Here is a 20,087-nt window from a genome sequence, read left to right on the forward strand (position 1 = left end):
GGCGCCCACCTATAATCCCCGCCATTAGAAAACCTTATCGAGGTATCGATGTCCCGGCGACTACCCCCGCTCAACGCGCTCAAGGCGTTCGAAGCCGCCGCCCGCAACCTGAGCTTTACCCGGGCGGCGGAAGAGCTGTTCGTGACCCAGGCGGCGATCAGCCACCAGATCAAGGGGCTGGAGGAGTACCTGGGCATTAAATTATTTCGGCGGCGCAACCGCTCCCTGCTGCTGACCGAGGAAGGGCAGAGCTACTTCCTGGAGATCAAGGACATCTTTTCCGCCATTTCCGACGCCACCGAGCGGCTGCTGGCGCGCAGCGCCAAGGGCGCGCTCACCGTCAGCCTGCAGCCCAGCTTCGCCATCCAGTGGCTGGTGCCCCGGCTGGTACGCTTCAGCGAGGTGCATCCGGACATAGACGTGCGCATCAAGGCGGTGGACCTGGACGAGGGCTCGCTCACCGACGACGTGGACGTGGCCATCTATTACGGCAAGGGCAACTGGCCGGGGCTGCGGGCCGACAAGCTGCATGCGGAATACCTGATCCCGGTGTGCTCGCCCATGCTGCTGATGGGCACCAAGCCCCTGCGCACGCCGGAGGATCTGACCCGCCATACGCTGCTGCACGATACCTCGCGGCGGGACTGGAAGGCCTGGTTCAAGCAGCTCGATATCCAGGCGGCCAACGTCAACCAGGGGCCCATCTTCAGCCACTCCTCCATGGTGATCCAGGCCGCCATCCACGGCCAGGGGGTGGCCCTGGGGCACAGCGTGCTGACCCAGCCGGAGATCGACGCCGGCCGCCTGGTCTGTCCCTTTGAGCAGGTGCTGATGTCCAAGAACGCCTATTACCTGGTGTGCCACGAGTCCCAGGCGGCGCTCGGCAAGATCGCGGCCTTCCGCGAATGGATGCTGGCGCTGGTGACCAAGGAAGAAAAACAGAAGGCCCTGAACGGATGAGCAAGGTGCTGAAAAACGGATCCGATGATGCCGGCCACCGGGTGCTGCTGGCCCACGGCGCCGGCGCCGGCATGACACACGAGGTGCTGGAGACCCTGGCCAGCGGCCTGGGTGACGAGCAGATCCAGGTGATCCGCTTCGAGTTTCCCTACATGCAGAAAACCCGGGACGACGGGCGCCGCCGACCGCCGGACAGGGAGCCGGTGCTGCTGGCCTGCTGGCGGGAGCTGGCGGCGGAATTCGCCCATCCCCGGCTGTTCCTGGCGGGCAAGTCGATGGGCGGGCGCATGGCCTCGCTGGTGGCCGACGAGCTTTCGCCCCGGGGACTGATCCTGCTGGGCTTTCCCTTCCATCCACCGGGCAAGCCGGAGCGCTTTCGCGGCCAGCACCTGGCCAGCATCGCGACCCCGACCCTGCTGGTGCAGGGGGAGCGGGACAGCTTCGGCAACCGGGCGGCGGTGGCCGGGTACGATCTGGCCGAGGGCGTGGAGACGCTCTGGATCAAGGACGGCGATCACGGCTTCAGCCCGCGCAAGTCCTCGGGCACCAGCCTGGAACATAACCTGGCGACGATAGTGGCCGGGATGAGGAGGTTTGTCCTTGCTCGTTAAACTCTGGTTTTATCTGGCGGCCGGGTTCGGCCTGAGTGCCACCGCCCTCGGTGCCTACGGCGCCCACGGGCTGGCGGCGAGCGGCGTCGCCGGTCATCTGGTCTCGGCCTTCAACACCGGGGTGCAGTACCAGTTCCATCACGCCCTGGCGCTGCTGCTGGTGACCCTGGCGCTGCGCGGGCGGCCGCTGTGGCAACTGCACCTGGCCGCCGCTTTCTTTGCCCTGGGCATCTTGCTGTTCAGTGGCAGTATCTATGCCTTGGTGCTGTTCGGCACCAAGGGTATCGCTTGGCTGACGCCCCTGGGGGGCGTCGGTTTCATGGCTGGCTGGCTGAGTCTGTTGCTGGCCGGTCGTGCCTGGTTGAGGTCTGAATGAAACAGTTATTGATCTATTGCCGTCCTGGATTCGAGAAGGAAGCGGCGGCGGAAATTCAGGACAGGGCGGCGGCCATGGGTTGCCCCGGCTTTGCCCGCGCCAAGGACGACAGCGGCTTTGTGGTGTACGAATGCTTCCAGCCGGAAGACGGCGATCTGCTGGCGCGCAAGCTGCCGTTCCGGGAGCTGATCTTCGCCCGCCAGATGCTGGTGGTCTGGGCCGAACTCCAGGATCTGCCCCTGGAGGACCGGATAAGCCCCATAGTGGCGGCGGCCGAGGGCATGCCCCTGTGCGGTGATATCCGGGTGGAAACCCCGGACACCAACGAGGGCAAGGAGCTGTCCCGCTTCTGCCGCAAGTTCACGGTGCCGGTGCGCCAGGCACTGCGCGGCAAGGGCGTGCTGACCCGGGCCGAGGCCCGCAACAGGCCGACCCTGCACCTGTTTTTTACCGCCAACAACCGGCTGATGCTGGGCTACTCCTATTCCTACAACCACTCGCCCTTCCACATGGGCATCCCCCGGCTGCGCTTTCCCGCCGACGCGCCCAGCCGCTCCAGCCTCAAGCTGGAGGAGGCCTTCCATGTGTTTATCCCGCGGGAGGAATGGGAGACCCGGCTCACCTCCGGCCTGCGGGCGGTGGATCTGGGCGCCGCGCCCGGCGGCTGGACCTACCAGCTGGTGGCCCGGGGCATGATGGTGGCGGCGGTGGACAACGGCCCCATGGCCCAGAGCCTGATGGACACCGGCCAGGTCAAGCACTACCGGGAAGACGGCTTCAAGTGGCGGCCGGTGCGCAAGAACATCTACTGGCTGGTGTGCGACATGGTGGAAAAGCCGGCCCGGGTGGTGGCGCTGATGGCGGACTGGCTGGTGAGCGAAGACTGCCAGGAGGCCATCTTCAACCTCAAGTTGCCGATGAAGAAGCGTTACGCCGAGGCGGTGTACAACCTGCAGCAACTACAAGAGAAGCTCGACCAACTGGGTGGCTTCCAGGTGCAGGCCAAGCAGCTCTACCACGACCGGGAAGAGATCACGGTGCATGTGTTCCAGCCGCGCAAGGTGTCAAAACTTGTACCTAAGGTCTAGGCTGGATTCGTCGTCGGTGATTTTCAGGTCCACCTCCAGGCGGTTGCGGGGATCCCTGGGCCTGATACTGAGCTTGACCCCGTCGCCCCTGAGCCTGAGCGAGGTCTTGTAGCCGTCGCCTTCCAGGTTAAGGTTGGGTCTGTAGTCCTTTATCGACAGGCTCACCGAGCTTTCCGGGGTCAGCTGCAGCCGGGGGTAGGCGGCCAGACGGGCATTGCCGTCTTCATTTTCCCGCAGTTCCAGATCCAGGCCGTAGCGCTTGGGGGTGTCGCTGATCAGTTGTTGGGGGTCTATGCTAAAGCGCAGCTCCTGGGCCTGCGTCTGCAGGGGCAGGAGCAGAAAAATAAGCACCAGTCGACTGTCCATGATCGTCGCCTCGTTCTTCCGTTATAGCTAACTATAGCAGCGGGGCGGGGGCGAGCAGGCAGGAAAGAGAAAGGGGGCCCGAAGCCCCCTTTTTACCTTACAGGTTGGCGATGATCGCCTGGGTAAACTCGGTGGTGCTGGCGGTGCCGCCCAGATCCCGGGTGACCGTCTTGCCTTCGGCGATGGTCTTGCGCACCGCCTCGCGGATCTGGCGGGCCTTGTCTTGCATCCCCAGGTGCTCCAGCATCTGGATGGAGGCCAGGATCACCGAACAGGGGTTGGCGATGTTCTGGCCGGCGATGTCCGGCGCCGAGCCGTGCACCGCCTCGAAAATCGCCACGTCCTTGCCGATGTTGGCACCGGGGGCCATGCCCAGCCCGCCCACCAGGCCGGCGCACAGATCCGAGAGGATGTCGCCGAACAGGTTGGTGGTGACGATGACGTCGAAGCGCTCGGGATACATCACCAGGTTCATGCAGGCGGCATCCACGATCATCTCGTTGGTTTCGATGTCCGGGTAGCGCTTGGCCACTTCCCGGGCCACGTCCAGGAACAGGCCGGAGGTGGATTTGAGGATGTTGGCCTTGTGCACTATGGTCACTTTTTTGCGGCCTTCGTTGCGGGCCAGCTCATAGGCGAACACCACGATGCGCTCGGCGCCTTCGCGGGTGATGATGCTCATCGCCTCGGCGCTGGCGTTGTCGTCGGAGCGCTTCTGGCCGGCGCCCGAGTACATGCCTTCGGTGTTTTCACGGATGGTGATGATGTCGATGTTCTCGAACCGGCTCTTGGTGCCTTCGAAAGACACCACCGGACGGACGTTGGCGTACAGGTTGAACAGCTTGCGCAGCGAGACGTTGATGGAGGTGAAGCCGCCGCCCACCGGGGTGGTCAGGGGGCCTTTCAGGGTAATCTTGTTCTTGGCGATGAGGTCGAGGGTGGCTTGGGGGAGAAGTTCGCCGTGTTTTTCCAGGGCCATCAGGCCGGCGTCGGCGTAGTCGTAGTGAAAGTCACAACCAGCGTGATCCAGGATCTGCAGGGCGGCATCGATAATGCTGGGGCCTATGCCGTCACCCGGGATCACGGTAATACTGCGTTTACTCATGGGCAGTTTTTCCGTTATCAGTTACAGAGGTAGGGGAAGTTGTTTTGCGCGGCATTTATAACATTTTTGGCGCATTTTGCCTATGGCCCTTTAGTTGAAGGCCGGTACCGCAGATCCTTGAGGTTGAAGCCGAGCTCGATATCATCCACCAGCCTCACCAGCTGCCTGGCCAGCAGGGCGTCGTGTTTGTGCTGCTGTACGGTTTTTTGTTCTTTGCTGACCGGCTCGGCGGCCAGCAGGCTGTCGAGGTTGCCGAATTGTTGCAACAGGGCCTTGGCCCGCTTGGGGCCGATGCCCGGCACCCCCTTGATCTGGCTGCCGGAGACGCCGGTCAGGGCCCAGTAATCCACCAGCTGTGCCGGTTGCAGGCCATAGTGTTGCTGCACATAAGCCGTGTCCAGCCAGCGCTGGTTGAAATGATCCCACAGCCGGGTATGGGGGCCGAGCAACTGGCAGAAGCCCTGGTCGGTGGAGACGATGGTGGCCGCCAGGCCATGCCGGGACAGGGTACGGGACAGGGTGGCGACCAGATCGTCAGCCTCGTCCGTATCCGACAGCAGGGCGTCGATGCCCAGTTGCCACAACCCCTGCTGCAGCCGGTCGAGGTGGCCGGCCAGGGCCTCGGGCATGGGCGCCCGGCCGGCCTTGTAGCCGGGATGGAGCCGGTGGCGGAACCCTTGCGGGGCGCCGTCGAACACCGCCACCACATGGCTGGGCGCAAAGCGCTCGAGCAGGCGGCCGGCGGCGTGGTTCAGGGCCGCCTCGGTGGCCACCAGGGCCGCGGCCGTGTCCTGCTGCCGGTTTTCCTGTACCGCGTAGAGCCGGCGGATCAGGTTGAGGGCGTCGAGGATCAGTAGCTGCATGCCGCTCCCGGCTCAGCGGTGGATGCGGTAGCAGGGAACGTAGGCCGAGCCGGGCAGCTTCATCCGCTGCTGTTCCACGAACTGCTGCAGCAGCTTGTCCATCATCTTCATCAGCTTGGGATCGCCGTTGATCAGGAAGGGGCCCTTCTTCTCGATGGCGCGGATGCCGCCTTCCTTGACGTTGCCCGCCACTATGCCGGAGAAGGCCCGGCGCAGGTTGGCCGCCAGTTGCTGGGGCGCCTGCTCCCAGTGCAGGTTGAGGTTGGCCATGCTGTCGTGATCCGGGACGAAGGGCAGCTGGAACTCCGGCTCTATCTTCAGCGACCAGTTGAAGGAGTAGGCATCGCCCACCGACTTGCGGTAATCCCGCACCAGCGGCATGGCGTTCTTGACCCGGCGGGCCACCTCCGCCGGATCGTCGATGATGATCTGGTACAGGGACTGGGCCTCGGATCCCAAGGTGTTGCCGATAAACTCGTCCACGCTGCGGAAGTAGTTGGCGCTTTCCTTGGGCCCGGTGAGGATGATGGGCAGCGGCTGGTGGCGGTTTTCCGGGTGCATCATGATGCCGAGCAGGTACAGGATCTCCTCGGCGGTGCCGACGCCGCCGGGGAAGATGATGATGCCGTGGCCCAGGCGCACGAAGGCTTCCAGGCGCTTCTCGATGTCCGGCAGTATCACCAGCTCGTTGACGATGGGATTGGGCGGCTCGGCGGCGATGATCGAGGGTTCGGTCAGGCCGATGTAGCGGCTGCCGGATACCCGCTGCTTGGCGTGGCCCACGGCGGCGCCCTTCATCGGCCCCTCCATGGCGCCCGGGCCGCAGCCGGTACAGATGTTGAGTTCCCGCAGTCCCAGCTCGTTGCCGACCTCGCGGGTGTACTGGTATTCCACCGGGTTGATGGAGTGGCCGCCCCAGCAGACCACCATGCTGGGATCCACCCCCGGGTGCACGGCGCGGGCGTTGCGCAGTATGGAGAACACCAGATCGGTGATGTGCAGCGACGAGGTCAGGTTGAACTGCTTGACGCTCTGCAACTGGCTGTTGACGTAGATGATGTCCCGCAGCACCGAGAACAGGTGCTCCTGGATGCCGCGGATGATTTCGCCGTCGACAAAGGCGTGATCCGGTGGGTTGAACAGCTCCAGCTTGACCCCGCGTTCACGACGTATCACGTTGATGTCAAAGGACTTGTATCGTTCCAGTATTTCCTTGGAGCTGTCGGTCTTGCTGCCGGAGTTGAGCACCGCCAGGGCGCAGTTGCGAAACAGCTGGTAGAGATCGCCGGAGGCGGACTGCTTGAGGCGGTCGACCTCGATTTGGGACAGCAGGTTCATGCTGCCGACCGGATTGATATGGGTGATCATGGTCACTCCCGTGCATAAGGTTGTTGGTGTCAGGCCATGACGGTTTGGTCGCGTCCCGCGTGCTTGGCACGGTACAGGGCCTGATCGGCGCGCTCCAGGGCTGAAGTGGTGCTGTCCCCGGTTCGGAACAGGGTGGCACCGATGGAAGCGGTGATGGTAACGCGCTCATCTTTAAAGCGAAACGGAATATTTCTTATTTGCTCGCGCAGTTTTTCCAGGGGGGTATTCAGCTTGTCCGGATTGACATTGGGCAGCAGCAGCACAAACTCCTCGCCGCCGAAGCGGGCGACGAAGTCGCTGTCCCGCAGGCTCTTCTGGATGGTGCGGGCGATCAGGCGCAGCGCCTTGTCTCCCGCCAGGTGTCCGTACCTGTCGTTGATGTCCTTGAAGTAATCGATGTCCAGCAGGGCGATGCACAGCGGCTCCTGGTAGCGCAGCCAGCGGCGGTATTCCACCTCCAGGCGTTCTTCCATGGCGGCCCTGTTGTAGATCTGGGTCAGGCTGTCGATAAACAGCTTCTCGCTCTGGACGCTGAGCCGCTGTTTGAAGTCTTCCGTCTCCTGCTTGAGCTCCTGGATCTGCAGCTCCATGGCGTTCATCCGGTTCAGCAGCGACTGTTCCCGCTCCTGCAGCCGCTCGTGCTGCACCAGCACGTGGGTGATGCTGCGCAGGCGCAGTTCTATCTCTTCCTTCAGCTGTTCGTTGTCCTGGCTGACCAGGTGCTCGCCGATGGCCCTGAGTTCGCCGGCGATATGATGGCCGTGGTGGGTACGGGCATCGAACAGGGCCTGCCCCTCGCTCAGGGAGATGGCGAAGTTGTGGTGCATTTCCCCCAGGTTGGTATTGAGCCTGGCGAGGAAGAGGGTCGAGTTCTGGCGTTCCTGCCGGCAGCCTTCTATGGTGAGCTCGATCAGGCGCAGGCACAGCGGGGGGAGGGCGAGGCCGTCCCGCTGTTGCAGCAGCTGGCTCTGGATCTTGGCGAGTTCGGCGCCGACGTCGCCGGAAAAGTGCAGCTCGTCGATCAGTTGCTGCAGCCGGGAGCAGAGTTCGTGCTGGTGGGCCCGGCTGCGCTGTTCCTGCTCGAGACAGAGCCGGAGGGACTCCTGGTAGCAGTCCAGCAGTTGCCAGAGCAGGCCCTGATGGGCGCCGCCGTCGAGGCGGGCGAGTTCGGCCAGCAACGCCCTGGCCCGGGCGGGGGTGAAGGGCGACTGCTGCAGCGCCTGCGCCACCTGCTGCAACTTCTGGCCATTGAACTGTTGCAGCCGGTGCAACTGCCCCTGCTGGTGGCGCAAGCGGCCAAGCAGGTGCTCAAAATCCGCCAGCAGCCTGGTCAGGTCGCTCGCCGAAGGCGAGGGGGGCGTGGACCTGGGCTGGCCGACAAACAGCTTTTGCCAGATGCCGTTGTTCTGTTCATGGCTCGCCTGTTGGGCATGATGGAGCGTCGCCAGGTTTTCCTGCCGTTGCAGATCGGCAAGCACATCACCCAGCTTGTCAATAACCGATGTCAATTCCTTTAACATCTGCTTATCGTTGAGATTGTCCATTGTTTACCCTTACAGCCTAGCGCAGGCGGGCCTTTGACATTATATCGGGGCTGCCGGCTCGGGAGCCAGGGCATGCCAGTCAATCTGTTGTTTCTTATGGGAACTGTTGACCTTGACCAGTCCTTTCAGGATAGCCTGTATGCAACAGTGGCGTATTTCGCCGTTAAAAAATGCCGCCTGCTGGCAGTCGACCGCCAGCAGTTCCACCCAGGCCTGCTCGCCGGTGCGCTCCGCCAGCTGGAGGGCGGCGGCCATGGCCAGATACAGGATATCGCCCAGCCGCATATCGTCCAGGGCGTGCGGGGCTTTGGGCAGGAACGGGTGTCCGATGATACCGATGGCCAGACGTCGATCAAGCTCAAATTGGCAGGGAAATTCCGTAAACATCCGTTCAAGACTCGATAGAGTCTGGTTCAGGTCGACCACCTGGCGCTGGGAGATGACATAGATGAACTGGCCTTCCCGCAGATCGTAGATCCGGGCCTTGGGATGGATGCGTCCCTGCAGATAATCGCCCAGTTTCTTCTGGATGGCGGCCGCATGCTCCAGGCCGACCCGCTCGCTCAGGTCGACCATGAAGGGGACATGGAGCAGGAAGTAGTAAATCTTGTCGTTGAAGGGCTGAGCTTCGGCTTCGTTCAGATACCACTGTTCGGAGCGCTGCTGGCGCTTGGCCATCTCCTGGGGCAGCCGCTGCATCAACTGGCGCCAGTTGGGCAGGTTGGTTCTCGGCTCGAGCAGCAGGAGCCGGTTCAGTTCCTTGTTGTCGTGCTGCAGCCGGCGGCTGCGGATATGGTTGCGGATCATGCCGTAGAGCAGCAGGGGGGCGATCAGGCTCAGGCTGGCCGCCAGCAGCGCGAAGCGTTGCCGGTCCTGCTGCAGATCCTCGCCCTGCCGGCGCAGTTCGGTCAGCTCCCGTTCCTGCTGCAACTGCAGATCGTTGCCCTGCACCAGGCTCTGGGTCAGCAGCCGGTTGAGCCGGCTGGCCCGTTCGAAATAGGCGTGGAAGGCCTTGTGGTGCACCAGGGCCTGGCTCATGTTGCCGCTGCTCTCGAACAACTGCGCCAGTTGGTGATGAATTTCGATGAGCCGGGGCACGTCATCCCGCTGCTCGGCCAGCTGTTTGGCCCGCTCCAGCTGCAACAGGGCCAGGCCGGTTTCCTGCTGGGCCAGATGCAGCCGGCCCAGTTGCAGCAGGGTATCTATCTGGCGGGGAATGTCCTGGCTGCGTTCGAAGGCGGAACGGGCCAGGCCCAGGTAATGGCGGGCCTCGTCGAAGGATTGCAGCAGCAGGTAGGCATGGCCGATTTCCAGGTGCAGCCGGGCCATCAGCTCGGCATCGCCCTGGAGTTTGACCAGGTCGAGGGCGTTGAAGAAATACACCAGGGCCAGGTTGGCATCGTTGCCGGCACGGGTGACCCGGCCCAGGTTGAGCAGGGAGCCGATCAACAGGGGCGGGTTGCCCAGCAGCTCGAACTCGGTGGTGGCCAGGCTGGCATACTGGACCGCCTTGTCGGCCTCCCCCAGGGCGGCGTACAGGCTGGCCGCCTTGTCCGCCGCCATCGCCTTGAGGTAGTACTGGCGGCGCTTGCTCAGCAGATCCAGGGTTTCCACGTAATGGGCCAGGGCCAGTTCGCCCTGCTGCAGCCATTGATAATATTCGCCCAACAGGTAGTTGGCCCAGGCCTGCTGCAGGGCGTCTCCCTGTTGCAGGGCCTGCCGGCGGATCTGTTCGAAGGCCTGGCGGGCTTCGTCGAAACGGTGCAGGTGAAGCAGGGTGCCGGCCTGCAGCAGTTGCAGGGCGTCGTACAGCGGGGCGGCGGCCTCGGGCCCGAGCAGGGCGGCGGCTTCGTCCAGCTGTGCCTGGGCCTGCTCGGGCTGCTGCCGGGCCAGGGACAGCTTGGCCTTGAGCAGCAGACCGGTGGCCTGCTGTTCGGGCTGGTGATGGCGCCTGGCCAGTTCGATGGCCTGGTTGATGCTGGCATCGGCGGGCAGCAGCAGCCCTTCGTTGGCCTGGCACAGGGCCTGGATCTGCCAGGCGGCCAGGCTCTGCTCCCGGGTGCGGTAGAGCCGGGCCAGTTCCTGATGGTCGAAGTCCTGGCGCGAGTTGATCATCTGCGCCGGATCGACTTCCTTGCGTTGCAGAAAGTAGTTGGTGAGCGCCACGCATTCGTTGGGCCGGCTCAGCATAAGCTGTCGCGCCCGAAGCAACTCGTTGGGCTCGGGTTGGTATGGCGACAGCGGCGGCGCACCCGCCAGATGCGATACCAGGACGGCGACAGAAAAGATCACGATAAAGAGTACCGAAACAACACGGATAACAAGGCAGTTTACGGAGCCGGCCGGAGGGAGTCCAGCCCGGGGCGCGATCCGGGCGGCATCGGACTGCCGCCCGGGGGCTTACTGGCGCAGCAGGCGGACATTGGCGGCCTTGCCGGCCACGTTGCTGCGGTAGGGGTTGATGTCCAGGCCGCCGCGACGGGTGTAGCGGGCGTAGACCGTCAGTTCCTTGGGCCGGCAGTGGTGCATCAGATCCATGAAGATGCGCTCCACGCACTGTTCGTGGAACTCGTTGTGCTGGCGGAAGGACACCAGATAGCGCAGCAGCGCCTCCCGGCGGATGCGGGGACCCTGATAGCGGATCATCACGCTGCCCCAGTCCGGCTGGCCGGTCACCAGGCAGTTGGACTTGAGCAGGTGGGAATGCAGGGTTTCCTGCACTTCTTCCTCCTCGATGGCGTCGGCGAGCAGGGATTCGTCGGGTTGGTAGCGGTCTATTTCGACGTCGAGATCGTCGATGCAGTCGCCGGGCAGCACCCCGAACTGGGCCGGTGCGGCGGCCAGCTCGTACAGCCGGACCTTGATCTGGCCCTGGGCACAGAGGGACAGATCCCGGGTGAGGAGGTCGGCGACTTCTTCCAGGCTGTCGAAGCGGCTCTGGTTGAAGCTGTTCAGGTAGAGCTTGAACGACTTGGACTCGATCAGGTTGGTGCTGGTGGCCGGTATGTGCACCTCGCCCATGGCCACCACCGGCTTGCCCTTGTTGTTGAGCCAGGACAGTTCGTACAGGTTCCACAGATCCTCGCCGCCGAAGGGCAGGGCGCCGGCCTCTAGGCCGAGATCGTCCCGGTTCAGGCTGCGGGGCACGGGCTGCAGCTGGGCGGGATCGTATTCGCACACATAGCTGCTTTGCTTGCCGAGGGGGAGGGCGTCCAGCGCCTGGCTGTTCTGGTACTTCTGCTCGGGTGTCATTTCGGGTTCCGGTTGATAAGATGCGGCTTTCTGGCCTTATTGTGGGACTTTGGCATGCAAGATCAAGTGGTGGTGGCCCTGGCTGCCTTGTTCGAGCGGGTGCGGCGGCACGGCGGCCTCCCCCTGGTGGAGCATGATCCCGCCTATCCGTCGCCGGCGGAGCTGCCGCCGGCCATCGATGGTCGGGTAGCCTGGCGCCCCTGGGAGCGCCACGAGCCGGGCGGCTTCGATAACCTGGCCACCGCCCTGGCGATGCCGGTGCATCCGGCCCTCGGCGCCTTTTTCGGTCACTATTTCGCCGGCAACCTGCCGGTGTGTTTCAAGGGGCTCTTCCTCACCCTGCTGCAGCCCTGGAACCAGGACGACTTCGAGCGGCTGCAGCAGAACCAGATAGGCCATCAGTTGATGCTGAGAAAGCTGGGCCTGCCGGCCAGCTGGTTTCTGGCCAGCTGCCGGGACGAGCAACGCCTGGTGACCCTGGACAACGACAGCGGCGAGGTACTGCTGGAGCGCCTGGGCAAGGGCCGCATCGGGGTGTTGGCGCCCAGCCTGGCCGTGTTTTTGCGGAGGGTGGAGCCTTGTTGAGGCAATCCCTGTTGTCTCTCCATCCACGTTTTTGATTAACTTTTGAACTGCGTGGTGATCTGGTCTTCACTGTGTGGGCGCCGTCCAACCGGAGCCCACTGCAAGGTATATGTTCAGGCGGCTGCCGGTTTTTGCCGCAATAGGCCCAGGCCCTGTTTAAGCAACGGAAAGAGCAGTGATACCGCGGTGAGCACCAACAGCCAGAGGGCGATCGGTTTGTCGATGAAGGTCAGCCAGCTGCCATCGGAGATTTGCAGCGCCCGGCGCAGGGATTCCTCCATCATGCTGCCCAGGATCAGGGCGAGGATGAGCGGTGCCGTCGGAAAGCCGAAGCGTTTCATGCCCAGCCCCAGCAGGCCGAATCCCAGCAACAGCAGCAGATCGGCGATGGCGAAGGTGGTGCCGTAGATGCCGACCATGCAGAAGATCAGGATGAGCGACAGCAACAGTGGCCGCGGCAGGTCGAGCAGCCGGGCGATATAGGGAATAAGCGGCAGGTTCAGCACCAGCAGGAAGAGGTTGCCCACATACATGCTGGCGATAACCCCCCAGAACACATCCGGCCTTTGTTCCATCATGGTGGGGCCCGGCGTGATGCCCATGACCAGCAGGGCGCCGAGCAGCACGGCCGTGGTGCCGGAGCCGGGCACCCCCAGGGTCAGCAGCGGCACAAAGGAGCCGGTGCAGGCGGCATTGTTGGCGGCCTCGGGCGCGGCAACACCCTTGAGGTTGCCCTGGCCGAAGCTGTGGCCGTCCTTGGCCAGGCGTTTTTCCATGATGTAGCCGAGGAAGGACGCGACTGTGGCACCGGCACCCGGCAGTATGCCGACAAAGAAACCCAGCAGGGAGCTGCGTCCGGTGGGGGCGGCAATTTCTTTCACTTCGCGGCGCGACAACCGGAGCGAACCGATATTGGCGGTGCTGTCGGTGGCCTGCTCTTCCCGGCTTTTCAGCAACATGCTGAACACCTCCGCCAGGGCGAAGATGCCGAGTGCGACCACCAGGAATTCGACCCCGTTGAGCAGGTGCAGGCTGCCGAAGGTGTAGCGCTCGGTGCCGGTTTGCAGATCGATACCGACAATGGAGATCATCATGCCGAGCACCGCCGCCATCAGGCCCTTGACCAGGGACTTGCCGGACAGGCTGACCACGGCGGTCAGGCCGAGCAGCATCAGGGCGAAATATTCGGCCGGGCCGAAACTGACCGCCACTTTCGCCAGCAGGGGCGCCACCAGCATCAGGGCCAGGGCTGACAGGGTGCCGCCGACAAAGGATGAGTAGGCGGCGATGGCCATGGCCTTGCCGGCCATGCCCTGGCGGGCCAGGGGATACCCGTCGAAGGAGGTGGCGACGGTGCTGGCGACGCCGGGGGCGTTGAGCAGGATGGAGGAGGTGGAGCCGCCGAAGATGGCGCCGTAATAGACCCCGGCCATCAGGATCAGGGCCGAGGAGGGATCCATGCCGAAGGTCATGGGGATCATCAGGGCCAGGGCGCTGATGGGCCCCAGGCCCGGCAGCATGCCGATAATGGTGCCGGCGAAGACCCCGATAAAGACATAGAGCAGGTTCATTGGCTCAAAGGCGACGCTAAAGCCGGTGAGCACACCATGGAGTGCGTCCATTGCGAAGTTCTCGTTGTGGTGGTTAAAACGGTAACAGGCCCCGAGGCAAATGCACCTCGAGCAGCCGGGTCATGATGAGGTAGAGCGACAACACCACCGCCAGCGTCGCCACGACACTGATGAGGTGGCGCCGGTAGCCGTAGCAGTGGTTCAGGCCGATGCCGAACAGGCTGGATGCCAGGACAAAGCCCAGCCATTCCAGGCCGAAGGCATAGCCGGCAATGGCGAGCAGGGTGATCAGCAACTGGCTGGTCTGCTCCCTGGCCTTGGGGTCCTGCTGCGCAGCCTTTTCTCGTTTGACTGGGGTGGCCTGCTTTTCCAGGCACAACAGTATGGACAGCAGCAGCAGGGCTGCGCCCAGCAGTGTGGGGAACCAGTCGGAGTCGATGGGTCTTGGCATCGGAAAAGTGGGGATCCGGAAGGCCATCCACAGGTAGCCCAGGGAGACCAGCCCCATGATCAGTCCGATGACTCTGTTGCTATTGATGTGTTTCATTGCCTCATTCCGCCATGTTGAGGGGCGGCGCTCCCGCCGGAGCCCCGCCCATGCGCATCCGCTTAGTGTTTGAGGAGCCCCAGCTCGGCCAGTACCCGGCCGAACTGTTTCTTCTGCTGATCCAGGAAGATGCCGAATTGCTGGCTGTCGAGGTAGGCGTCGGTCCAGGACAACTGATCCCGGGCCTGTTGCCAGCTGTCGCTGTTGAGCATGCGTACATAGAGGTCCTGGTAGTAGGCCACGGCCTCGGCCGGCATCTCCTTGGGACCCATGACACCGCGCCAGATATCGAAGGTGTAATCCACCCCCTGCTCCTTGTAGGTGGGGATATCCGCCAGGGTGCCCGGCAGCCGCTCCTCGGCGGCGATGCCCAGGGCGCGCAGCTGGCCGGATTCGGCAATTTGCCCCGAGGACTCGCCGATGCCGGCGCTGACCGCCTCTATGTGCCCGCCCAGCAGGCTGATGATGGCCTCGCCGCCGCCGGAATAGGAAACGTAGTTCACCTCCCGGGCGTTCAGCCCGGCGGCCATGGCCAGGCCGGCGAAGGAAACGTGGTGCAATGAGCCGGGCGCGCTGCCGCCGCCGATGCTGAGCCGAGGGTTTTCACGCAGCGCATCCAGCAGGTCATTCAGGGTCTGGTAGGGCGAGTCCTTGCGCACCAGCACCGTCGCCGAGTCGGTGATCAGCCGGGCGATGGGGGTAAAATCCTCATGGTCGTAGCGGGACATCCCCGCCAGCGGCACCAGGATCAGGGGCGGGCTGGTCACGAACAGCTTGTGGGAGTTCTTGCTATCCCGGGCTATCTGGGCCCAGGCCACGGCCCCGCCACCTCCGGGCACGTTGATGGTGGCGAAGCTCTGGGGGCTGAGCCGCTCCTGCATGATCACCCGGGCCGTGGTTCTGGCCAGGGTGTCCCAGCCGCCGCCGGGGTTGGCCGGCGCGATATATTCGATGGCCCGGCCCGGTTGCCAGGCGGGCTCGGTCGCCAGGGCCGCGCCGGGCAGCAGCAGGGCCGCCAGCAAGCCGGCCGAGGTCCGTTTTTTCAGTATGCCGGAAAAGATAGTCATGTTATTGCCTCCATGGTTGGTTTGGTAACTTCCTGTTATTTATTGTCTTTTATGGATTGGTAAAACTTGACGCCGCTCTCGCGCGGCTGGCTGACCAGGGCTACCCCCTGCTCTTCCCGGCGTTGTTCCAGGGCATTTTTCAGCAGGGCACCGAGGCGGTAGAGGCCGTGCACGAACTTGCCGTAGGGCAGGGTGAGGAACAGCGACATCACGAAACCGAGGTGGATCACCAGCATCAGCCCGAGCAGGCCGGTTTCCCGCAGCACCATTAGCAGCAGGCCGGTAAAGGCGGTGAGCCAGAGCAGGGCGATAAAGGCGATGTCCATGCCGGTTTGCTCCAGATCGGCGGTATTGGGATCCCGCTTGCGCTTCAGATACAGCAGGCCGGCGGGGCCGATCAGCAGGCCGAGGCCGCCCAGGGTGCCGAGCAGCTTGGGCAGGCTGAAGAAGCCGTAGGGGGCGCTCCAGCCCAGCACATAGTGAAACAGGGTGCCGGTGGCGGTGGCGGCGAAGCACAGCATGAAGCCATAGGCGGTGAAGTGGTGGAAATACCGGCGCCAGTGGGAATGGTTGTCGTCCGGATAGGTGCAACCCCGGTCTTCCTGGCCATGCAGGTGGCGCAGGCTGAGGGCGTCGGACCAGGCCTGCCGCCAGGCGGAAAGGTGACCCAGATCCCTTATCTTTTCCCCGCTGTCGCGCCAGAAGTTGAGGAAGCCCATCAGCAGCGCCAGCATGGCGAACAGGAACACGCTGCCGAAGGCCAGCACCAGGGTGTTGTGGGGGAAGAAGGCGTAAAAATCCCCGCCATGATGGCCGGAGAACAGCTGCCCCAGACCGCCGTTCAGAGCGAGAAACAGCAGCAGGATAAAGCTGGCGCCCAGGCCCAGGGCGAGGGAGGCAACCAGGCCGTTGTTATTGAACAGGCGGGCGAAGGGGCCGGGCCAGGCATAGTGCTGGTACGAGGCTTTTCTTATCTTCGCCAGCGACTGGGGAATATTGACCCCGAATTCATGGGGCGGCGCGTACTGGCAGGCGTAGTAGCACTCGCTGCAGTTGTGGCAGAGGTTGGCCAGGTAGTTGATATCGGCGGCCTCGAAATGCTGCCGCCGCTCCATGGCCGGAAACACCGGGCAAAAGCCTTCGCAGTAACGACAGGCGTTGCAGATGGTCAGGTTCTTGTCCGCTTCCTGGATCAGTACATCAATTTTTTGCATGTCGAGCGGCCTCCGCGCCGGCTATACGTCCAAATACAGTGCCTATGGTCATGCCGAAACCGGCGACATAACCCTTGCCGAGAATATTGCCGGCCATCACCTCGCCGGCGGCGAACACGTTGTCCGCCATGTCGCCGCTGTTCATTTTCATCCTCGCGGTCTTGTCCACCTGCACGCCCAGGTAGGTGAAGGTGATGCCGGTGCGCAGCGGGTAGCCGAAGAAGGGCGGGCTGTCGATGGTCTGCGCCCAGTGGGTCTTCTCGGGGCTGGCTCCCCGGGTGCGGCAGTTGTCGAGCACGCTGTGATCGAAGTCGCCGGGCTGCACCGCCGCGTTGTATTCCTTCACGGTATTGAGCAGGGGATGCACCGGAATATTCAGCTTCCTCGCCAGCTCCTCGAGGGTATTGGCCTGCTCCGGGGGAAAGACCGAGGGCATAAAGCGGCCCACCGCCTTGGCGTCGGTGATGGAATAGGCAATCTGGTCGGGCTGGCCGGCGACCAGCCGACCCCAGATGGCATAGCGCTTGGGCCAGAAATCCTCGCCCTCGTCGTAGAAGCGCTTGCCCTGGTTGTTGACCACTATGCCTAAGGAAACGCAGTCGACCCGGGTCACGATACCGCCGTCGTATTCGGGAGAGCGGGCGTCGATGGCCACCGCGTGGCCCTGGGTGGGATCGCCGATGGCGAGGGCGTCGTTGTCGAGCAGGGCGCGCAGCATCTTGCCCTGGTTGAAGCGGGTGCCGCGAATGCGGAAATTCCTGGCCACCGGGCCCCAGGCCTCTTCCAGCCACTCCCGGTTGGATTCGAAGCCGCCGGAAGCCACCACCAGGGAGCGGGCGCTCACCTTGTGGTTGTCGCCCTGCCAGTGGACGACCGCATGCTCGAAACGGTTGCCCTGAAAGGCCAGCTCCAGCGCCTCGGCTTCATAGACGATGGTCACCCCCATCCGCTCCGCCGCCTTGTAGTAGGTATTGACCAGGGCCTTGCCGCCGCCGAGGAAGAAGGCGTTGGTGCGGCCCAGGTGCAGGGTGCCGCCCAGGGACGGCTGGAAGCGGACTCCATAGCCGCTCATCCAGTCGGTGCAGGTTTCCGAGGCCCGGATGACAAAGCGGGCCAGCGCTTCGTCGGTCTGTCCGCCGGTCACGCGCCAAACGTCCTCGAAAAACTCCTCTTCCAGATAGGCGTCGTTTAACACCGCGGTTGGGGCCTTGTGCATGCAGCGCAGGTTGCGGGTATGACTGCTGTTGCCGCCGCGCCAGGCTTTGGGCGCGCTTTCCAGCAGCAGCACGCGGGCGCCCTGCTCGCGGGCCGACAGGGCGGCGCACAGGGCGGCATTGCCGCCGCCGATAACCAGCACGTCGTAGCTGGCCTTGAGCCAGTCCGCCGTTGCCTGATGGGTCTCTTGCATCATCTTGGGTTCCTTAGTGAATACCGATGAATGCAAATGTATACATTGGTACACAAAATGACAACAGCGGTATCACTTGGTATTATCCCGACATGTTCAATTTGTGATCCGACGCTTATGTCCACAGCCAAAAAAACACCCAAACCCCTGGACGACGCCACCAGCGAGCGGGGCGAATCCCGCAGCGAACTCGCCTATCGTTTTATTCTCGATGCCATCAAGGAGGGGACCCTGGCGCCCGGTACCCGGGTGAGGGAGGCGGATCTGGCCACCCGTACCGGCCTGAGCCGGACGCCGGTACGAGAGGCGCTGAACCGCTTGCTGATGGAGGGCCTGGTGGCCAATGACCCCAGCCGGGGCATGATAGTGACCGAGCTGGACCACGCCATGATCAACGAGCTGTATGCGATGCGGGAGGTGCTGGAAGGTACCGCCGCCTTCCTGGCCGCCCGCCATGCTTCCGAGGTGGAGATCACTTTCCTGCGGGAGATCAGCGAGCGGGACGCCCAGTTCAGCGAGCCGGCGGATCTGGTCAAGAACAACCGGCTGTTTCACGGCACCCTCTATCGCTGTGCCCACAATCGCTACCTGCTGAAGATGCTCAACTCCCTGCAGGAGTCGATGATGTTGCTCGGCCCCACCACCCTGGCCAAGGCCGGCCGGCCCGAGGCGGCCCGCCGGGAGCACGGCCTGATCGTGGATGCCATCGAGCAGCGTGACGCGGCGGCGGCGGAGCAGGCCGCCCGCAACCATATCCGGGAAGCCTACAAGGTACGGCTTGGGGAGTTGTTCGAGCGGGAGGTGTAAGGGGATTACCGGGACGTCATGGTGAGGCGGGTCAGGCCGGCACCGGCTTAAATCACCCTTGTCAAAGAGCCAGCCTCCGGGCTGGCTTTTGCAGACTGCTGACAAAGCTTCGGACTTACCTGAACAGGCAACGCTAGTTCCAAAACAGACGGACAAAGGGAACGACTCCGCCGACCGTCACATGCCAGGGGGCGCGAAGCGCCTTGCACCGGAGGTATCGTCGCGACCGAGTTGCCAGTGACAAGTCGCAGCGCGGCGATACCGACGGTTTCCGCGACATTCGGCATGTGCCGAGCGACACAGGGATGTGCTTGAAGCGTGTCGGCGGAGCTGGCCCTTTGTCCGACTCATGCCTGTGAAACAGACGACTTTTTCATCAAGTAGAGAAAGCCAGCCCGAGGGCTGGCTTTGGTTCAGCGTGTTCCGAGGAGGCGTTTAGATGGCCTGCTGGAAGATCACGGTATCGGCCTTCTCGAGGTAACTGTCCAGCTCGTCGAAGTTCAGGTAGCGGTAGGTGTCCGCCGCCGTGGCGTTCAGCTCCTGGGCGTACTCCAGGTACTCCGCCACCGTCGGCAGCTTGCCGTGGATCGCCGCCACCGCCGCCAGCTCGGCCGACGCCAGGTAGACGTTGGCACCCTTGCCCAGGCGGTTGGGGAAGTTGCGGGTGGAGGTGGACACCACGGTGCTGTTGTCCGCCACCCGCGCCTGGTTGCCCATGCACAGGGAGCAGCCCGGGATCTCGATGCGGGCACCGACCCGGCCGAAGATGCCGTAGTAGCCCTCGGCGGTCAGCTGATCCTTGTCCATCTTGGTCGGCGGCGCCACCCACAGCCGGGTCGGCAGCTGGCCCTTGTACTTGTCGAGCAGCTTGCCGGCGGCGCGGAAGTGGCCGATGTTGGTCATGCAGGAGCCGATGAACACCTCTTCAATCTGCTCGCCCTGTACCTCGGACAGCAGGCGGGCGTCGTCCGGATCGTTGGGCGCGCACAGGATGGGCTCCTTGATCTCGCTCATGTCGATTTCCAGCACGTGGGCGTACTCGGCATCGGCGTCCGCGGCCAGCAGCTCCGGGTTGGCCAGCCATTCTTCCATGCCCTTGATGCGCCGCTCCAGGGTGCGCCGGTCACCGTAGCCTTCGGCGATCATCCACTTCAGCATCACGATGTTGGAGTTCAGGTACTCGGCGATCGGCTCCTGGTCCAGCTTGATGGTACAACCGGCGGCGGAGCGCTCGGCGGTGGCATCGGCCAGCTCGAACGCCTGCTCCACCTTCAGCTGGGGCAGGCCCTCGATTTCCAGCACCCGGCCGGAGAATTCGTTGATCTTGCCTTCCTTGGCCACGGTCAGCAGGCCCT

The 20,087-nt window shown here is 63.7% G+C and carries 19 protein-coding genes; 6 read left to right on the forward strand and 13 right to left on the reverse strand.

Annotated features, from left to right (window positions below; genetic code table 11):
* Positions 1-48 precede the first annotated feature (48 nt).
* The 4 genes from CGX12_RS09665 to rlmM are packed head-to-tail and all read left to right on the forward strand — an operon-like array spanning position 49 to position 3,035.
* Positions 49-960 (forward strand): transcriptional regulator GcvA, encoded by a 912-nt coding sequence (locus tag CGX12_RS09665; protein WP_094039681.1) that lies wholly within the window; start codon positions 49-51, stop codon positions 958-960.
* Positions 957-1,571: an alpha/beta family hydrolase gene (locus CGX12_RS09670; RefSeq protein WP_094039682.1), complete on the forward strand. Its 615-nt coding sequence runs from the start codon at positions 957-959 to the stop codon at positions 1,569-1,571. Before CGX12_RS09665 ends, CGX12_RS09670 begins: the two co-directional genes overlap by 4 nt.
* Entirely contained in the window at positions 1,561-1,947 is a 387-nt protein-coding gene (locus CGX12_RS09675) for a DUF423 domain-containing protein (RefSeq protein ID WP_094039683.1), read from the forward strand. The genes CGX12_RS09670 and CGX12_RS09675 overlap by 11 nt, the downstream gene beginning before the upstream one ends.
* Entirely contained in the window at positions 1,944-3,035 is a 1,092-nt protein-coding gene (gene rlmM / locus CGX12_RS09680; protein WP_094039684.1) for a 23S rRNA (cytidine(2498)-2'-O)-methyltransferase RlmM, read from the forward strand. The genes CGX12_RS09675 and rlmM overlap by 4 nt, the downstream gene beginning before the upstream one ends.
* Here the strand turns inward: rlmM and CGX12_RS09685 are convergent.
* The 7 genes from CGX12_RS09685 to queF form a co-directional block, all read right to left on the reverse strand.
* On the reverse strand, positions 3,012-3,401 hold the full coding sequence (locus tag CGX12_RS09685) for a hypothetical protein (RefSeq protein ID WP_094039685.1): 390 nt from the start codon (positions 3,399-3,401) through the stop codon (positions 3,012-3,014). The genes rlmM and CGX12_RS09685 overlap by 24 nt on opposite strands.
* Before the next feature lie 97 nt (positions 3,402-3,498).
* Positions 3,499-4,506 (reverse strand): isocitrate dehydrogenase, encoded by a 1,008-nt coding sequence (locus CGX12_RS09690; protein WP_094039686.1) that lies wholly within the window; start codon positions 4,504-4,506, stop codon positions 3,499-3,501.
* An 80-nt stretch (positions 4,507-4,586) separates the two neighbouring features.
* Positions 4,587-5,369, reverse strand: a complete 783-nt coding sequence (gene xni, locus CGX12_RS09695; RefSeq protein WP_094039687.1) for a flap endonuclease Xni — start codon at positions 5,367-5,369, stop codon at positions 4,587-4,589.
* Between the two features lie 12 nt (positions 5,370-5,381).
* Positions 5,382-6,737, reverse strand: a complete 1,356-nt coding sequence (ppnN, locus tag CGX12_RS09700; RefSeq protein WP_094039688.1) for a nucleotide 5'-monophosphate nucleosidase PpnN — start codon at positions 6,735-6,737, stop codon at positions 5,382-5,384.
* Positions 6,738-6,766: 29 nt separating this feature from the next.
* Positions 6,767-8,245 (reverse strand): GGDEF domain-containing protein, encoded by a 1,479-nt coding sequence (locus CGX12_RS09705; RefSeq protein WP_232513323.1) that lies wholly within the window; start codon positions 8,243-8,245, stop codon positions 6,767-6,769.
* A 75-nt stretch (positions 8,246-8,320) separates the two neighbouring features.
* On the reverse strand, positions 8,321-10,471 hold the full coding sequence (locus tag CGX12_RS09710; protein WP_232513322.1) for a tetratricopeptide repeat protein: 2,151 nt from the start codon (positions 10,469-10,471) through the stop codon (positions 8,321-8,323).
* A 210-nt stretch (positions 10,472-10,681) separates the two neighbouring features.
* Entirely contained in the window at positions 10,682-11,533 is an 852-nt protein-coding gene (gene queF / locus CGX12_RS09715; RefSeq protein ID WP_094039690.1) for an NADPH-dependent 7-cyano-7-deazaguanine reductase QueF, read from the reverse strand.
* 54 nt (positions 11,534-11,587) lie between these two features.
* Here queF and CGX12_RS09720 point away from each other — a divergent pair, with 54 nt between their 5' ends.
* On the forward strand, positions 11,588-12,118 hold the full coding sequence (locus CGX12_RS09720) for a SecY-interacting protein Syd (RefSeq protein ID WP_094039691.1): 531 nt from the start codon (positions 11,588-11,590) through the stop codon (positions 12,116-12,118).
* Positions 12,119-12,231: 113 nt separating this feature from the next.
* Here CGX12_RS09720 and CGX12_RS09725 read toward each other — a convergent pair whose 3' ends face one another.
* The 5 genes from CGX12_RS09725 to tcuA all read right to left on the reverse strand — a co-directional run bounded on the left by CGX12_RS09725 (position 12,232) and on the right by tcuA (position 17,928).
* Complete coding sequence (locus tag CGX12_RS09725) at positions 12,232-13,740, reverse strand: tripartite tricarboxylate transporter permease (protein WP_094039692.1); 1,509 nt, start codon at positions 13,738-13,740, stop codon at positions 12,232-12,234.
* A 22-nt stretch (positions 13,741-13,762) separates the two neighbouring features.
* On the reverse strand, positions 13,763-14,236 hold the full coding sequence (locus CGX12_RS09730; RefSeq protein ID WP_094039693.1) for a tripartite tricarboxylate transporter TctB family protein: 474 nt from the start codon (positions 14,234-14,236) through the stop codon (positions 13,763-13,765).
* Between the two features lie 62 nt (positions 14,237-14,298).
* Entirely contained in the window at positions 14,299-15,303 is a 1,005-nt protein-coding gene (locus CGX12_RS09735; RefSeq protein WP_094039694.1) for a tripartite tricarboxylate transporter substrate binding protein, read from the reverse strand.
* 35 nt (positions 15,304-15,338) lie between these two features.
* A complete protein-coding gene (gene tcuB / locus CGX12_RS09740) occupies positions 15,339-16,517 on the reverse strand; it encodes a tricarballylate utilization 4Fe-4S protein TcuB (RefSeq protein ID WP_094039695.1) in 1,179 nt (392 codons plus the stop codon).
* Positions 16,504-17,928: an FAD-dependent tricarballylate dehydrogenase TcuA gene (tcuA, locus tag CGX12_RS09745; protein ID WP_303396180.1), complete on the reverse strand. Its 1,425-nt coding sequence runs from the start codon at positions 17,926-17,928 to the stop codon at positions 16,504-16,506. The genes tcuB and tcuA overlap by 14 nt, the downstream gene beginning before the upstream one ends.
* 114 nt (positions 17,929-18,042) lie before the next feature.
* Between tcuA and CGX12_RS09750 the strand changes: the two genes are divergently transcribed.
* On the forward strand, positions 18,043-18,732 hold the full coding sequence (locus tag CGX12_RS09750) for a GntR family transcriptional regulator (RefSeq protein WP_094039696.1): 690 nt from the start codon (positions 18,043-18,045) through the stop codon (positions 18,730-18,732).
* A 435-nt stretch (positions 18,733-19,167) separates the two neighbouring features.
* Here CGX12_RS09750 and CGX12_RS09755 read toward each other — a convergent pair.
* On the reverse strand, positions 19,168-20,087 hold a 920-nt coding region (locus CGX12_RS09755), incomplete at its 5' end, for an aconitase family protein (RefSeq protein ID WP_254918254.1).

Origin of the sequence: Zobellella denitrificans, assembly GCF_002237365.1 — a bacterium.
GTDB lineage: Bacteria > Pseudomonadota > Gammaproteobacteria > Enterobacterales > Aeromonadaceae > Oceanimonas > Oceanimonas denitrificans.

Bases quoted from the DNA above. Each gene is read 5' to 3' on its own strand.
- CGX12_RS09665 (WP_094039681.1), top strand. From the start codon at position 49: ATGTCCCGGCGACTACCCCCGCTCAACGCGCTCAAGGCGTTCGAAGCC.
- CGX12_RS09670 (WP_094039682.1), top strand. From the start codon at position 957: ATGAGCAAGGTGCTGAAAAACGGATCCGATGATGCCGGCCACCGGGTG.
- rlmM (WP_094039684.1), top strand. From the start codon at position 1,944: ATGAAACAGTTATTGATCTATTGCCGTCCTGGATTCGAGAAGGAAGCG.
- CGX12_RS09685 (WP_094039685.1), bottom strand. From the start codon at position 3,401: ATGGACAGTCGACTGGTGCTTATTTTTCTGCTCCTGCCCCTGCAGACG.
- CGX12_RS09690 (WP_094039686.1), bottom strand. From the start codon at position 4,506: ATGAGTAAACGCAGTATTACCGTGATCCCGGGTGACGGCATAGGCCCC.
- xni (WP_094039687.1), bottom strand. From the start codon at position 5,369: ATGCAGCTACTGATCCTCGACGCCCTCAACCTGATCCGCCGGCTCTAC.
- ppnN (WP_094039688.1), bottom strand. From the start codon at position 6,737: ATGATCACCCATATCAATCCGGTCGGCAGCATGAACCTGCTGTCCCAA.
- CGX12_RS09710 (WP_232513322.1), bottom strand. From the start codon at position 10,471: ATGCTGAGCCGGCCCAACGAATGCGTGGCGCTCACCAACTACTTTCTG.
- queF (WP_094039690.1), bottom strand. From the start codon at position 11,533: ATGACACCCGAGCAGAAGTACCAGAACAGCCAGGCGCTGGACGCCCTC.
- CGX12_RS09720 (WP_094039691.1), top strand. From the start codon at position 11,588: ATGCAAGATCAAGTGGTGGTGGCCCTGGCTGCCTTGTTCGAGCGGGTG.
- CGX12_RS09725 (WP_094039692.1), bottom strand. From the start codon at position 13,740: ATGGACGCACTCCATGGTGTGCTCACCGGCTTTAGCGTCGCCTTTGAG.
- CGX12_RS09730 (WP_094039693.1), bottom strand. From the start codon at position 14,236: ATGAAACACATCAATAGCAACAGAGTCATCGGACTGATCATGGGGCTG.
- CGX12_RS09735 (WP_094039694.1), bottom strand. From the start codon at position 15,303: ATGACTATCTTTTCCGGCATACTGAAAAAACGGACCTCGGCCGGCTTG.
- tcuB (WP_094039695.1), bottom strand. From the start codon at position 16,517: ATGCAAAAAATTGATGTACTGATCCAGGAAGCGGACAAGAACCTGACC.
- tcuA (WP_303396180.1), bottom strand. From the start codon at position 17,928: ATGATGCAAGAGACCCATCAGGCAACGGCGGACTGGCTCAAGGCCAGC.
- CGX12_RS09750 (WP_094039696.1), top strand. From the start codon at position 18,043: ATGTCCACAGCCAAAAAAACACCCAAACCCCTGGACGACGCCACCAGC.